This window comes from Nocardia vinacea NBRC 16497 (assembly GCF_000308835.1).
Classification (GTDB): Bacteria; Actinomycetota; Actinomycetes; order Mycobacteriales; family Mycobacteriaceae; genus Nocardia; species Nocardia vinacea.
In genome coordinates this window covers 1-14,375 of record NZ_BAGN01000146.1, presented here as the reverse complement: position 1 = coordinate 14,375, position 14,375 = coordinate 1, and the positions used below count along the sequence as shown (strand labels likewise).

Below are 14,375 nucleotides of genomic sequence, written 5' to 3'. Positions count from 1 at the left end.
CCTGCCTTGAGAGGCTCTGCCTGATGCGAGCCGGCAAGCTGCGCGCGTCCATCGGCCTGTAGGAGTAGCTGATATGGATACGTCGACCTGCCCTGGGAGGCTCTGCCTGATGCGAGCCGACAAGCTGCGCGCCGCCATCGGCCTGTAGGTGTATCGGGCCCGCGTGCACGAACCCACAGCGGACCTCACCGCCATGGCTTCCGTAGGTGCCGGAGCCACGGCGACGCACGATTCGACAGCAGCGGGACACCCGGTCGCCCGGGTGCTCCCGCTGCTGTCGCCTGCTCACCTGGACCGCGACTTCGACTATCTGGTCCCCCCCGAACTGGACGAAATCGCCCAACCCGGAGTCCGAGTCCGCGTTCGTTTCGCGGGGCGACTCGTCGACGGGTATCTGCTGGCCCGCCTGTCCCACAGCGACCACACCGGGAAAGTGGTCAAACTCGAACGCGTGGTCTCCGCCGAACGCGTCCTGACCCCGGAAATCCTGAAACTGGCCACCGCCGTAGCTGCCCGCTACGCAGGGACCCGCTCGGACGTCCTGCGCCTCGCGATTCCACCGCGCCATGCTCGGACCGAGAACGGTGGCACGAAGAAGTCGGCCGAACCCGAAGAGCCGCAGCAAGATTCGAGCGACGTTGGCTCCGGAGGCGCTGCGAGTCGAGCGACGCAGGCGGCGACACCTTCGCGCGGGCGAGCTCGCGCATCCGGCACCTTGCGTGTGCCGCTCGATAGCGATCTCACTGATGATTCCCTGGTGGAGCCGGCCGTAGCCGCATCGTCGCCTGGCTTACCGTCGCCAGATCCCGCGCTGGTGAAGTCGGCAGGGCAGGACGGTGCGAATTCTGTCGCTACCGCCGAAAGAGTAGACGACACGGAGCCGGAGGGTGCCGACACGCCAGTGGGTGAGGTTGCTGCCGAATCGGCGAATGTTGCTGCGGTGCTAACTGATTCGGGTGGCACCGGTTTGCCTGACGGTGTGGAACTGCGGCCCTGGGAGCGGTATATCCACGGGGCGGCGTTTGTGTCGGCGCTCGGGCAGGGGAAAGGGGTGCGGGCGGGGTGGCAGGCGGTGCCGGGGGAGGATTGGCCGCGGCGGTTGGCGGAATTGGCGGCGGTTGTCGTCGGGCGGGGGCGCAGTGCGATTCTGATGGTTCCGGATCAGCGGGATCTGGATCGGGTATTGGCGGAATGTGTTCGACTGGTGGGGGATTCGGCGGTCGGGTTGGCTGCGGGGTTGGGGCCGGCCGCGCGGTATCGGCGGTGGTTGGCGGCATTGCGGGGGACCGCACGGGTGATTGTCGGGACACGCAGTGCGGTGTTCGTGCCCGCGGTTGATCTCGGGCTGATCGCGATCTGGGATGACGGGGACGACACCTATGCCGAGCCTCGGGCGCCGTATCCGCATGCGCGCGAGGTCGCGATGCTGCGGGCGCATGACACCGGGGTGGCATTCGTTGCGGCCGGATTCGCGCGGACGGCGGAGATCCAGGCCGTGGTCGACTCCGGGTGGGCGCACGATCTGGTCGCTGATCGTGCTGTGGTGCGCAAGTTTTCGCCACGCATCAGTGCACCGGGTGACTCCGATATCGCGATGGAACGGGACCCGGTCGCCCGGGCGGTCCGCATTCCGGCCGTGGGTTATGCCGCTGCGCGATCCGCGCTCGCGGAAGGTGCCGCGGTGCTGGTGCAGGTGCCGCGGCGCGGATACATTCCGGCGCTGGCCTGCGCGAAATGCCGTACGCCCGCACGATGTCGGCACTGCAATGGCCCACTTTCCTTGCCGGCTGGGCGAGCTGGGCATCGCGGCGAGACCGCACACAGTCCAGCGTGCCGCTGGTGCGGTATCACCGAGGCCGCCTTCCGCTGTTCGGCTTGTGCTTCCAGAGCACTACGTGCGGTGGTGATCGGTGCGGTCCGGACCGCTGAGGAACTCGGTCGGGCATTTCCCGGCGTACCGATTCGCGGATCCAGCGGCGGCGCGGTACTCGACACGGTGGAACCGGGACCGCAGGTGATCGTGGCGACCGTCGGCGCCGAACCGGTGCTGCCCGGCGGCTACGGCGTCGCACTGCTGCTCGATGGTTGGGCGCTGCTGAGCCGCGCGGACCTGCGCGCCGCCGAGGACGCCCTGCGCCGCTGGATGTCGGCGGCCACCCTGGTGCGCAATCACGGCCAGGTCATCGTGATGGCCGAACCTTCGCTACCTACCGTCCAGGCGTTACTGCGCTGGGATCCGGTCGGCCACGCCCGCGCCGAGGTGGCCAGCCGCGCCGAGGTCGGCTTTCCACCCGCCGTCCGCATGGCCGCCATCGACGGCACCTCCGACTCCATCGGCGAATTGCTTTCCGCCGCAAAGCTTCCCGACAACGTCGACCTCCTCGGCCCAGTACCCCTCCCGCCCGGCGCCCGCAAACCCTTCGACAGCGGCGATACCCCCGCCGAAGTCGAACGCATGCTCCTGCGGGTAGACCGCACCTCCGGCGCAGCCCTCGCCCGCGCTCTCACCGCCGCCCAGGCCGTCCGCAGCACCCACCGCTCCGACGCCCCGCTCCGCGTCCAAATCGACCCGGTCGACATCGGCTGAGCCTCAACGAGAGCATGGCGCTCACCGTCGCCGACGACCACGTCCAACTCGCGCAGCGGCGGCACTTCTACCTCGACGACAAGCTGCTCGCCCTCGGCATCGATGTGCGAGATCGCAAGGGCGAGCAGCAGATTCGAGTTGCTGGCCAGCGCTAGCCGAAGATGGCGCGATTGCGTTGCGCCCATTCGGCATACGAGGTCGCGGGCCGCCCGAGTACGCGTTCGACATCGCGGCTGACCTGCTGCTCGGCAGGCGTCGGCGTGCCGAGGATATCGAGCGTGCCATCCGCCACATCCTCCGGCATGAATCGCAACATGCCGGAACGCGCCTGCTCCCGGGTCAATTCGACGAACCGCAGCGAGGTTCCCAACGCCTCTTCGACGGCATGGGCCTGCTGGCGCGGACTGATCGCGGCGGGACCGGTCAGTTCATAGGTGCGTCCGGAATGGCCGTCCGTGCGCAATACGGTTGCGGCGACCTCGGCGATATCTTCGGGATCGATGGCGGGCAGTGCGGTATCGGCGAAGGGGGCGGCAATCACCTGCTCGGCCCGGATCGACTCGATCCACGCGTAGGTGTTGGAGAAGAATCCGGTCGGCCGCAGAATCGTCCAGTCCAACTCCGATCGCTGCAGCGCGGACTCGAACGCATGCAGTCGCGCATGTGAGGCCAGTCCGGGCCGGGTACCCGTCGCCTGCGACGACAGCAGCACCACCTTCTTGACCCCACCCGCCGCGGCGACCTCGACGAACCGCGCCGGATCCGGTCCGGTCACCAGCTGCGGTCCGGTCAGCAGCAGGAAGAGCGCATCCGCGTTTTCGACTGCGGGGGAGAGGCTTTCGGGATCGGCAAGATCGGCCCGCCGGTGCCGCACCCCATCGGGCACGGCGATGTCCTGGTTTCCGCGGGATACGGCGATCACCTGCTCACCGGCGGCGGCGAGGTGCCGCACGAGGGTGCGTCCGATATTGCCGGTTGCTCCGGTCACGACGATCACATTCACTCCTGAGTTAGTTGACTGACTTAAATGAACGTAGCCGATGGATCCGCACTTGTCTATAGTTAGTTGTGTGACTAACTCAGTCGAAGGACGGCGCGCGACACCCAAGGCGGGCAAGCGTGAACGCCTCGCCGCCGCGGCCGCACAGGTGTTCCACGAGCAGGGCGTCGAGAAGACGACCATCGCCGATATCGCGCGGGTCGCCGATGTTCCGCTCGGCAATGTGTACTACTACTTCAAGACCAAGGATCAGCTGGTCGAGGCGGCCCTCGGCGCACATGCGCAGACGCTGCAGGAGTTGATCGCCGTGCTCGAGCAGTACGGCGAGCCGCAAGACCGGCTGAAGGCGCTGGTCCGCGGCTGGGTCGACCAGCGTGACCGCGCCGTACAATTCGGTTGCCCCACTGGAACTCTGGCCTCGGAGCTGGGTAAACGTGGCGACGGCCTGGAGTTGGTATCGGCGGCGAGTATTCGCACGCTACTCGACTGGATCGAACGGCAGTTCACGGCGATGGGTCGCGCGGACGCGGGGGAGCTCGCGGTGGCGCTGTTCGCCGCCTACCAGGGAATCTCGTTGCTGACCAATACCTTCCGCGATCCGGATCTCATGGTGACCGAGGGGCATCGGCTCGAGCGCTGGATCGATTCGCTTGCGCCATAGTCGGTAGCTGGATGTTTGCCCATCGCCGTTGTCAGTGCTCCGCAACGGCGCTATCGTACGGCGGCAAGGCGGAGTGGTATCGCAATCGCTGGGTTCGCGATCTGCAAACCGTTGCGGCGCTGAGGGAGCCGCCGATTCCCGGGTACGGCGGACCGTCCGGGATCGGTGCGAATACCAATGTGATCGGGTACGCGGGCCGCACGCTCGCACTGGTCGAGGCGGGCATCGACTGCTATGAACTCACCGACGAACTCGACACCGTCGGGGTGTGCGACTTCGACGGCACAATTACCGGCGGTTATCCCGCGCACCCGCAACGTGATCCGGATACCGGTGAGCTACATGCGGTTTCGTATGCCCTCGGGCGCGGCGACAAGGTGCGGTATTCGGTGATCGGGGTCGATGGCAAGGTGCGCGAATCGCGGTTCGACGATCGGCCGCGGGAGTTCCCCCGTGTCGACGAGCGGCTGGTCGGCAAGCGGCATCGGTATGGTTCGGTCCCGGGGTCAGCGGGGAGTCGGTGCTGCTGAAGCATGATCTCGTCGCCGGTTCGACGGCCACTCGAAGTTTCGGCAGTGGAAAAGAGTTGGGGGAGTTCGTTTTCCAGCCGTCCGCAGCGGATTCCGGCGAGGATGTGGGCGTGCTGATGGGTTACGTTCGCGACGCCGACCACAGTGAACTGGCGATCCTCGACGCCGAGACGCTGGAGACGATGGCGAGCATCCGACTGCCACACCGTGTTCCGTCGGGCTTCCACGGAAATTGGGTGCCGACCGCCACCTAGCGCTTCGACCTGCCGCGACATTCGGTGGTGACTTGCTCCACGAGTGCAACCCGCTCATGTGACAAGTCCCTGCGGGCCGCACATCGACCGATCTGCGGCCCGTTCCTCGTTTCAGAGCGCTCGGTCGGTTCGTGTCGCCGATCACTCTTGCGTGAGATGCATTGCCGATATATCGTCGATAGCATGAGATATACACGAGAGCCCAAGGAGGCTGACATGGAAAACATCGAATACGGAGAATTCAGAGGTCGTGGCCGCTGGCGGAAGCCGGGGCACGACGAGGGTGACGCCGGTCGTCACCAGCATCGCCGCGGTGGGCGCCACGGTTTCGGGCCCGAGTTCGGACCGGGCTTCGGTCCAGGTTTCGGACCCGGTTTCGGTCCGGGATTCGGACGTGGGCGCGGCCGCGGTGGCCGGGGTAGGCGCGGTGACGTGCGTGCCGCGGTGTTGTTGCTGCTGACCGAGCGTCCGATGCACGGCTACGAGCTGATCCAGCAGATCAGGGAGCGCAGCGACGATGTCTGGCGCCCGAGTCCGGGATCCATCTATCCGGCGCTCGCGCAGCTCGAGGACGAGGGTCTGGTCATCATCGAGAAGGTCGCCGGTCGCAAGACCGCGAAGCTGACCGACGTGGGCGAGACCTACGTCACCGAGCATCGGGACGAACTCGGCGATCCATGGGCCGATGTCAAGGAGGACATCGGCACCCAGGCGATGGATCTGCGCGCGCTTATCGGACAGCTGATGGGTGCGGCCGCTCAGGTCGCGGCGGCGGGCACTCCGCAGCAGGCGGCTCGGGCCGCGGAGGTGCTCACCGAGGCGCGTAAATCGCTATACCGCATTCTCGCCGAGGACGATGCCCCCGAAAAGTGATGGCAATGTGAAATGTCGCCCGAGCGTGCACTTTTCGAGCGGATCGGGTAGATCATTGTGATATGGAACAGCCGAGTGGTCAGTGGGGTTGGGGAGTATCACAGTTCAGGCGAGTGCTGTCTGCCGGTGTCTTGGCCGGAGCCGTCTTCTTCGGCTCCGGCTCGGCACCCATAGCGGGTGCCGAGCCAGCAGATCCTGCGCCGGTGAGTGCCCAGATCGCCGGATATCGCCCGCCGGATGTACCCACCCAAATCGGTCCGTCCCAATCGGACCATCTGGCCGCGGCGGTGTATCAGAAGGCGCACAAGAACGTGGCCCCGGCCGGCACCAACAACTTCGACTGCAAGCCGACCGCCGAGCATCCCCGCCCGGTCGTCCTGGCGCACGGCACCGATTCCTCGGCGTACTCCGACTGGGCGGCCATCGGCCCGCAGATCTCGGCGCTCGGCATCTGTGTCTTCGCACTCAACTACGGTGGTGCACCCGGCAAAGACACCTGGGGCACCGAGGATATGTGGGTGAGCGCCTACCAGTTCGGCGCATTCGTCGACCAGGTACTGGCCGCCACCAATGCCACCCAGGTCGATATCGTCGGATTTTCCCAGGGCGCCAACGTCACTCGCTACTACGTGAACAAGCTCGGTGGTGCGCCGAAGGTCGGTCGGTGGATCGGCCTCGCATCGCCGAGCTACGGCGGGGTGATGTACGGACTGGTGCCGGTGGCGCAGTCGATTCCGGGTGTACTGCAGGCCTTCGCGCAGGTCACGTCACTCGCGGCGGTGCAGCAGGTGCAGGGGTCGTCGCTGATGGTCGAACTGAATGCGGGCGGTGACACCGTGCCCGGCCCGTACTACGTGACCATCGGCAGCCGCGTCGACGAGATGATCCAGCCGTTCAGCAATATCGCACTGCACGGTCCGAACGTGGAGAACATCGCACTGCAGGACGAATGCGCGGTTGACCAGACCGGTCACTTCCACATGGTCTACGACCCATTCGTGCAGGAGCTGTTGCTGCAGACGCTGGACCCGGTCCACGCACCGGCTCCCACGTGTCGAGAGGTGCCGCTCGGCACCGGCATTCCCGAGGTCATCATCGCCGGACATTCCTGAGGGCCGCAGTTCGGGCGACCGGGCGGAGGTGTATCGACCCTCCGCCCGGCTCAGCTGTCCATGCCGGACTTACGCCGTATGGGAGGATGCGTAGGTGGCGGCCGAAGTCGAGTCTCGAATCCCGTTGAGCCGGATGCGAGTACTTTCCACGGCGATCGGCGTCGCCGACAAGAGTGGTATCGAAGCGCTGACGATGCGTCGGTTGGCGGAACTGCTCGGGGTCGAGGCGATGTCGCTGTATCACCACGTGGCGAACAAGGAAGACGTGCTGGACGGCGTGGTCGATGTCATCGTGGGGGAGATCAATCAGGTCGTTGCCGACATCGATATACCCGCTGTCGGCGCCGCGTGGAAGCAGGCCGTGCGGCAGCGGATTCTGTCCGCACGCGAGGTGCTGCTCCGACATCCGTGGGCGCCCGGTGTATTCCAGACGCGGACCAATACCAGCCAGGCCGTGCTGCGCTACTACGACGGCCTGCTCGGGCTGATGCGCGAAGGCGGCTTCTCCTACGACCAGACCCACCACGCGATGCATGTGCTCGGTAGTCGTGCACTGGGTTTCACCCAGGAGTTGTTCGATCCCGGTGACGGACCGATGGATGCCGAAGCCATGGCCGCACTCGACGGAATGGCGGAGGCGCTCCCGAATCTGGTCGGGATGCTTCGGGAGGTCGCCCACGACGATCCGGACTCGACGCTGGGTTGGTGTGATGACCAATTCGAATTCGAATTCGCGCTCGATCTGATTCTCGACGGTCTCGACCGTCTGCGTGAGACTGCTTGATCTGCAACGACTTCGGTCGGCATGGCTCGCGGCAGCCATTGACGAGCCTTACGACGTAAGGGTACCTTACGTCGTAAGGCTCATGAGCGCGGGCGGCGTCTCGGTGCCGAGATCTGAGGAGAAAATGATGAAGGCCTATGTCCTTCGCGCATTCGGACCACCGGAGCAGCTGACTCTCACCGATATCGACCGGCCGGTGCCCGCCGACGACGAGGTGTTGGTTCGGGTGCGTGCCACCTCGGTGCAGCCCTATGACTGGCACTTCCTGCGCGGCGAGCCGTATATCGCGCGGCTGATGGGTGGCGGCGTCGGATTGCGCAAGCCGTCCATCGCCATCCTTGGCGCCGACGTGGCGGGGGTGGTCGAAGCCGTCGGCAAGGCGGTGACCGGATTCCAGCCCGGTGCCGAGGTATTCGCGATGCTCAAAGGGGGCGGCTTCGCCGAGTACGTATGTGTCCGGGAAATCGAATTGGCGCCGAAGCCGAAGAACCTGTCGTTCGAACAGGCGGCTGCGGTACCACTGGCGGCCAATACCGCGCTGGTGGCCCTGCGTGACGAGGGACGGATCCAAGCCGGGCAGCGGGTATTGATCAATGGTGCGTCGGGAGGTGTCGGCACGTTCGCCGTACAGCTCGCGCATGCTTTCGGCGCGGTGGTCACCGGTATCTGTGGCACGCGGAACATGGAGCTGATCCGCTCGCTCGGTGCGGATGCGGTAATCGACTACACCGCAGCGGATTTCACGCGCAACGGGCATCGCTACGAGCTGTTGGTGGATATCGCGGGAAGCCGCTCGATGTCGGCATGTCGCCGTGCGCTGACTCCCAAGGGCACGTATGTCGCGGTCGGCGGGCCGCCGGGGCGTTGGGTGCAACCCGCCGGGCGGATGTTCGCGGCGTTGGCGCTCGCGCCGTTCATCTCGCAGCGAGTCGCGCTCGCGGAGGTGACCCGATGCACTCGGAACAGGGAAAACCTCATGACGCTTACCGAGCTCATCGAGGACGGAAAGATCAGTCCGGTCATCGACCGGACCTATCCATTCACCGAAATACCTGCGGCCGTGCGCTACCAGGAGGAAGGCCACGCCATGGGAAAGGTGGTCGTGGTCAACGACTAGCGGATCAACCGCGCCTGCCGTGCAGGTAGTCGCTGACCACGGCGGCGCCGAGTCCGTCCAGGTCCGGGGCAACGACGCGCCCGCCGCTGCGGCGGGCCACCAAATCGACGAATGCGGCCAAGCTCGGGTCCTCGCCGAGCATGAAGACGGTGACCGATGCGCCGAGTTTGGCGAGGGCGTCGACCTGGGCCATTGTCACGGCCAGGGTGCGCGGTGCGGTCGGCCAATTGAAGTACGCCGCGCCGTTCGGTTCCAGGTGAGCGGTGGGCTCGCCATCGGTCACGACGAGCACGACGGGCACCGCGTCCGGATGTCTGCGCAGATGGCGTGCGGCCAGCAGCAATGCGTGGTGCAGGTTGGTGCCCTGTTCCCAAACGCCTTCCAGCGCAGTCAGTTCACCGATATCGACAGTGGTGGCGTGCCGGCCGAAGGTGATCAGGCTCAGTGCGTCGGAGCGGAACCGGGTGCTGATCAGCTGATGTACCGCGAGGGCAGTGCGCTTCATCGGCAGCCATCTGCCCTCCTGCACCATCGACCACGAGGTGTCGACGCAGAGCGCGACAGCGGCACGGGAGCGCTGTTCGGTTTCCATGATCTCGACATCGGACACGTCGAGCGTGACATCGCGACGGCCGACCGACATCGACCGCAGCACCGCATTGCGCACGGTCCTCGGTACGTCCCACGGTTCGGTATCGCCGAACTGCCATGCCCGGGTGGCGCCGGTCGGCTCGCCCGCCGCACCGGCCAACCGGGTATCCCGCTCGCCGCGCCGGGACCGCAACTGCCCGATGACATCGCGCAGCGCGGTCTCACCGAGCCGTCGTAAAGCCTTGGGCGTCAACCGAAGTGAGCCGTCCGGTGCCCGTTCGAATACGCCCTGTCTGCGTAGTTCGCGTTCGAGTTCGGCCAGCCGGGCGGCATCCACGCTCGCGTCGTCGCCGAGTTGGCGGGCCAAGGCGTCCAGATCGATATCCTCGAGGCTGGCGCCCGGATAGGACTGGCTGAGCTGTTCGGCCAGCGCGTCGAGTTCGGCGAGATCCTGCAGGGCCTGGGTGCCCGCACCGAGGCCCAACGGATCGTTGCCGCGAAACCGCTGGGCGGAGTCCCAGTCCTCGCCCGGCCGCAGCGCCCGCAGCGCGGCATCGAGGGCGGCGACCTGCTGGGCAATGCGCGGGTCGCCGAATGCCTGCCCGATCAGCTCGGCCAGTTCGGCTTGCTGCTCGGCGGACATCGAGTTCAACATCCGTTGTGCGGCGGCGGACCTGGCGGCGAGCGCGTCGATCAGCTCATCGGTGTTGCGCGGGTTCTCCGGGAAGAATTCGCCGTGCTCGGCCATGAATTCGGCGAATTGCTGTTCGGTGTCCTCGCCACGTGCATGCGCCGCGAGCAGGTCGTTCAGATCGGACAGCATCTGTCCGACGCGCTCGACATCCTCGGCAGTGGTGTTCTCCAGGGCCTGTTTCATGCCCTGGAACCGGGATTCGAGCAGTTCCTGACCGAGCAGGTCGCGGATCTTCTGGTAGTTCTCCCTGCCGGTCTCGGATCGCCACCGGTATTCGGCGAGCTCGTTGACGGCGGCCGCGGTGCTCGGCGGCAATGCGTCCAGCTGTGCCTCGGCAAACCTGGCGTCGTCGGCGGGATCCGGAAACAGTTCGCGGCGCTCGGCTTTCAGAGCCTGCTCCAGCAGTTCACGGACCTGTTGCAGGGTGCCGTCCAGTCGGTGTCGTCTACTGATCTCGGCGCGGCGCTGCCACACCTGCCGGGTGAGCTCATCCAGCCCCCGCATTTCGCGCATACCGCGGCGCAGCAACTCCTCCAGTGCGGTGCGGGGGGAGCTGCCCTCCATCACATCGCGCCCGATCTGGTCCAGCGCCTCGCGCAGATCGAGTGGAGGCGCCAGTGGATCGGGTCCGTCGTGATAGGGCCCGTAGGCGTAGCGGTCGGGGGCGGTCATGAGCCGTACACCGCGACGCCGTCGTCGGAATCCTTGGCTATCTGACGAGCCAGGAAGAGGGCTTCCAGCGCGAATTCGACCGCCGACGCGATCCGGGCCGGCGGTTCGTCGGCGCCGACGCCGAGTCGACGCGCGACCTCGTGCAGGACAGGCAGTTCCGGCAACGCGGACAGCACATCCTTACCTGGGATGCGTTCGCCGGTGGTGACCAGATGGCCGTCGCCGACCGCCTCCGCCAACGGCCGCAGATTCAGCCCGCCGAGCAGCGCACTCCCGGCCTCGGCGAACGAACGCCGCATCAGGTGCGTGAGATGCTCCTGCTCACGTCCCTCCTCCCCGGATTCGAATTCCAGCTTGCCGCGCAATACCGCGGGTACGGATTCGAGGTCGACGGGACGCGCGACCGCGGGTCGCTCGCCGGTGAGCGCCGATCTGCGCAGTGCGGCAGCTGCCACCGTCTCGGCGGCGGCCACCGCGAATCGCGCGGATACGCCGGAGCGCTGGTCGATCGCGGACGATTCGCGCAGATGCCGCACGAACCGGGCCAACACCTCGATCAGCGGGTCGCCGACCTCGGCCACCAGTTCGGCCTCCTGCCGGACCAGCGCCACCTCGGCCGCCACGCTCAGCGGATAGTGGGTGCGGATCTCCGCGCCGAACCGGTCCTTCAGCGGGGTGATGATCCGGCCGCGGTTGGTGTAGTCCTCGGGGTTGGCGGTGGCGACGAGCAGCACATCCAGGGGTAGTCGGAGGGTGTAACCGCGGACCTGGATATCGCGCTCCTCCATCACATTCAGCAGCGCGACCTGGATACGTTCGGCGAGATCGGGCAGTTCGTTGATGGCGACGATGCCGCGGTGAGCGCGCGGTACGAGCCCGAAGTGGATGGTTTCGGGATCGCCGAGGCTGCGGCCCTCGGCCACCTTGACCGGATCGACATCACCGATCAGGTCACCGACCGAGGTGTCCGGAGTTGCGAGCTTCTCCGCGTAGCGCTCCGAGCGGTGCCGCCAGGTGACCGGCAGGTCATCGCCCAACTCCTCGGCCAATCGGCGACCGGCCGGGCTGATCGGCGCGAGCGGATGCTCGCCCAGTTCGGTACCCGCGATGACGGGTGTCCACTCGTCGAGCAGGCCGATCATGGTGCGCAGCAGCCGGGTCTTGCCCTGACCGCGCTCACCGAGCAGTACGACATCGTGGCCGGCCAGCAGCGCACGTTCCAGCTGCGGCAGGACGGTACGATCGAAGCCGACGATGCCCGGCCACGGATCGTCGCCGGAACCCAACCGGGACAACAGATTCTCGCGAATCTCGGACTTCACGCTGCGCGGCAGATGGCCGCCCGCGCGCAACTCGCCGACGGTGGTCGGCAGGTGCTCAGGAACAATCACCCCATCGACGCTACGTCGGTTCGGCGACGCGGTCGACGTTCAGCGTGCTTGGAAACAAGCCGGAAATAACCTTGACAAGCACGGGCGGCCGGGCGGAGGCGTGAACACCCCGCCCGGACCGCACTGGAGTTCTACCAGCTTTTTCCCATTCGGTCGGGGAGATCGGTGTGAACGGTGTCGCTCTCTAGAATGAATCGACCGTGTTCATCGTTTTGGGGAGCCGCCGCCGTGACCATTCAGCCCGTTCGCCTCTTCGGCGATCCCATCCTGCGATCACGTGCGGCGGAGGTCACCGAATTCGATCGTGAGCTGCGGCAGTTGGTCACCGACCTGACCGAGACCATGCACGATGACGGCGGGGTCGGGATGGCGGCGCCGCAGATCGGCGTCGGTCTGCGGGTTTTCGTCTACGACACCGAGGACGCCAGGGGGCATCTGATCAATCCGACCTACGAGGTAGTGGGTGCGGAGGAGCAGGTCGGCCCCGAGGGCTGCCTGTCGATTCCCGGGCTGCGCTATGACACGCGCCGCGCGCTGCGGGTGCGGGCCGCCGGTGTCGATGTGAACGGTAAGCCGGTGGAATTCGCGGCCGAGGGTCTGCTGGCCCGCTGCGTACAGCACGAGACCGATCATTTGGACGGCGTGCTGTTCATCGATCGGCTCGATCCCGCGCAGCGCAAGGAGGCGATGCGCACCATTCGCGAATCCGATTGGTTCAGCGCGGGTATCACCGTGCGCAGTTCGCGTGCGCTCGGCTCGACCGAGGCCGGACCGTTCGGACGGGGTCGCTGATGCGCATTGTCTTCGCGGGCACACCGGAACCGGCGGTCCCGTCGCTGCAGCGTTTCATCGATTCGGAGCGGCACGAGGTGCTCGCCGTGCTGACCCGCCCCGATGCCATCGCGGGGCGCGGACGTAAGGTGCAGCGGTCGCCGGTCGGGCGGCTCGCCGATCAGCACGGCATTCCCGTGCTGACGCCGCGCCGCCCGGCCGAGCCCGAATTCATCGCGCGGCTCACCGAACTGGCGCCCGACTGCTGTCCGGTGGTGGCCTACGGTGCGCTGCTGCCGCAGCAGGTGCTCGATATTCCGCGCTTCGGCTGGATCAATCTGCACTTCTCGCTACTGCCCGCGTGGCGTGGCGCGGCTCCGGTGCAGGCGGCGATCGACGCGGGCGACGAGATCACCGGCGCGTCCACGTTCCAGATCGAGGCGGGTCTGGACACCGGCCCGGTCTTCGGCGTGGTGACCGAGAAGATCGCGGTGACCGATACCGCGGGCGCGTTGCTCGACCGGCTGGCGAACACCGGGGCGGTGCTGCTCGAGAAGACGCTCGACGGCGTGGAAGACGGGACGCTGCAAGCGGTTCCACAAGCGCATGACGGTGTTTCCTATGCACCCAAGGTGCCGGTCGAGGCCGGGCATATCCGCTGGGATCAGCCCGCGCTGGCGATCAACCGCCGCATTCGCTCGGTCACCCCCGCACCCGGTGCCTGGACCGAGGTGAACGGCACCCGCTTGAAGGTCGGTCCCGTCGAGATGGTCGAGGAAGTCCTGCCGGAACGGACGATCGAGATCCGCAAATCCGGCGTGTTCGTCGGCACCGCGACCACCGCGGTCCGCCTCGATCAGGTGCAGCCGCAAGGCAAACGCATGATGCCGGCCCTCGACTGGGCCCGCGGTGCGCGCCTGCAGGCCGGCGCGGTGGTCGAGTGACCACGCCGAATCGCGAGCCCGCCGTCGACGCAGGTTGGCTCGCCCGCGCGACGTCAGCGAAAAGTGGTGCACAACAGAAGAATTCGCAGTCCATCCGGCGCGACGACGAAGCCCGACCGTGGCGCACCGACCAGATCCGCGGCGCTGCGCCGCGGACCCAATCAGAGCGGCGGAATATGACCGATCAGCGCAAGTCCGCATCATCGGGGGACGGTTCGTCGCAGCGCAAAGGTTCGGGCTCGGCGCGGGGCAAAGGCTCGGTGCGCGGTGGATGGCAGGGCGGTGGAGCCGGCGGAAAGGACGATCCGGCGAGGCGTGGCGATGCGGCGTCCGGCGGGCAGCGGCGGGCCAACCGCCCGGCGAAGTCCGGTTCGGCCGGATCGAACGAGGGGCG

General features: G+C 66.8%; 12 protein-coding genes and 2 pseudogenes. 11 read left to right on the top strand and 3 right to left on the bottom strand.

The features are described from left to right. The first annotated feature begins 193 nt into the window (after positions 1 to 193). A complete protein-coding gene (locus ON44_RS19645) occupies positions 194 to 2,587 on the top strand; it encodes a primosomal protein N' (protein ID WP_169338079.1) in 2,394 nt (797 codons plus the stop codon). Between the two features lie 14 nt (positions 2,588 to 2,601). Further along, positions 2,602 to 2,742: a CysS/YqeB C-terminal domain-containing protein gene (locus ON44_RS50325; protein ID WP_157187224.1), complete on the top strand. Its 141-nt coding sequence runs from the start codon at positions 2,602 to 2,604 to the stop codon at positions 2,740 to 2,742. Here ON44_RS50325 and ON44_RS19640 read toward each other — a convergent pair. Continuing rightward, positions 2,739 to 3,584 carry an NAD(P)H-binding protein gene (locus ON44_RS19640; protein WP_040692146.1) on the bottom strand — a complete coding sequence of 282 codons (846 nt, stop codon included), beginning with the start codon at positions 3,582 to 3,584 and terminating at the stop codon, positions 2,739 to 2,741. The genes ON44_RS50325 and ON44_RS19640 overlap by 4 nt on opposite strands. 73 nt (positions 3,585 to 3,657) lie before the next feature. On the opposite strand from ON44_RS19640, the gene ON44_RS19635 reads away from it, so the two are divergent. The 6 genes and pseudogenes from ON44_RS19635 (at position 3,658) to ON44_RS19610 (ending at position 8,918) form a co-directional block, all read left to right on the top strand. After that, positions 3,658 to 4,248, top strand: coding sequence for a TetR/AcrR family transcriptional regulator (locus ON44_RS19635; protein ID WP_040692139.1), 591 nt, complete (start codon positions 3,658 to 3,660; stop codon positions 4,246 to 4,248). A gap of 62 nt (positions 4,249 to 4,310) precedes the next feature. Continuing rightward, positions 4,311 to 5,032 (top strand): annotated as a pseudogene (locus ON44_RS46915) (carotenoid oxygenase family protein); the annotation flags it as partial. Positions 5,033 to 5,248: 216 nt separating this feature from the next. Beyond that, positions 5,249 to 5,905 carry a PadR family transcriptional regulator gene (locus ON44_RS19625; protein WP_040692135.1) on the top strand — a complete coding sequence of 219 codons (657 nt, stop codon included), beginning with the start codon at positions 5,249 to 5,251 and terminating at the stop codon, positions 5,903 to 5,905. Between the two features lie 203 nt (positions 5,906 to 6,108). After that, positions 6,109 to 7,017: an esterase/lipase family protein gene (locus tag ON44_RS19620; protein WP_373283179.1), complete on the top strand. Its 909-nt coding sequence runs from the start codon at positions 6,109 to 6,111 to the stop codon at positions 7,015 to 7,017. Between the two features lie 94 nt (positions 7,018 to 7,111). Then, positions 7,112 to 7,801: a TetR/AcrR family transcriptional regulator C-terminal domain-containing protein gene (locus ON44_RS19615; protein WP_245567233.1), complete on the top strand. Its 690-nt coding sequence runs from the start codon at positions 7,112 to 7,114 to the stop codon at positions 7,799 to 7,801. A 127-nt stretch (positions 7,802 to 7,928) separates the two neighbouring features. Further along, a complete protein-coding gene (locus ON44_RS19610; protein ID WP_040692142.1) occupies positions 7,929 to 8,918 on the top strand; it encodes an NAD(P)-dependent alcohol dehydrogenase in 990 nt (329 codons plus the stop codon). Between the two features lie 4 nt (positions 8,919 to 8,922). On the opposite strand, the gene ON44_RS19605 is transcribed toward ON44_RS19610, so the two are convergent. Further along, on the bottom strand, positions 8,923 to 10,875 hold the full coding sequence (locus ON44_RS19605) for a vWA domain-containing protein (RefSeq protein ID WP_040692130.1): 1,953 nt from the start codon (positions 10,873 to 10,875) through the stop codon (positions 8,923 to 8,925). Beyond that, positions 10,872 to 12,266, bottom strand: coding sequence for an ATP-binding protein (locus tag ON44_RS19600; protein WP_040692129.1), 1,395 nt, complete (start codon positions 12,264 to 12,266; stop codon positions 10,872 to 10,874). The genes ON44_RS19605 and ON44_RS19600 overlap by 4 nt, the downstream gene beginning before the upstream one ends. A 228-nt stretch (positions 12,267 to 12,494) precedes the next feature. On the opposite strand from ON44_RS19600, the gene def reads away from it, so the two are divergent. The 3 genes and pseudogenes from def to ON44_RS19585 form a co-directional block, all read left to right on the top strand. Beyond that, complete coding sequence (def, locus tag ON44_RS19595) at positions 12,495 to 13,058, top strand: peptide deformylase (protein WP_040692128.1); 564 nt, start codon at positions 12,495 to 12,497, stop codon at positions 13,056 to 13,058. After that, complete coding sequence (gene fmt, locus ON44_RS19590; RefSeq protein WP_040692125.1) at positions 13,058 to 13,981, top strand: methionyl-tRNA formyltransferase; 924 nt, start codon at positions 13,058 to 13,060, stop codon at positions 13,979 to 13,981. The genes def and fmt overlap by 1 nt, the downstream gene beginning before the upstream one ends. Continuing rightward, positions 13,978 to 14,375 (top strand): annotated as a pseudogene (locus ON44_RS19585) (hypothetical protein); the annotation flags it as partial. The gene fmt and the pseudogene ON44_RS19585, both read left to right, overlap by 4 nt.

Excerpts from the sequence above, each read along its gene's own strand:
- ON44_RS19645 (WP_169338079.1), top strand. The coding sequence starts at position 194 with ATGGCTTCCGTAGGTGCCGGAGCCACGGCGACGCACGATTCGACAGCA.
- ON44_RS50325 (WP_157187224.1), top strand. The coding sequence starts at position 2,602 with ATGGCGCTCACCGTCGCCGACGACCACGTCCAACTCGCGCAGCGGCGG.
- ON44_RS19625 (WP_040692135.1), top strand. The coding sequence starts at position 5,249 with ATGGAAAACATCGAATACGGAGAATTCAGAGGTCGTGGCCGCTGGCGG.
- ON44_RS19610 (WP_040692142.1), top strand. The coding sequence starts at position 7,929 with ATGAAGGCCTATGTCCTTCGCGCATTCGGACCACCGGAGCAGCTGACT.
- ON44_RS19605 (WP_040692130.1), bottom strand. The coding sequence starts at position 10,875 with ATGACCGCCCCCGACCGCTACGCCTACGGGCCCTATCACGACGGACCC.
- fmt (WP_040692125.1), top strand. The coding sequence starts at position 13,058 with ATGCGCATTGTCTTCGCGGGCACACCGGAACCGGCGGTCCCGTCGCTG.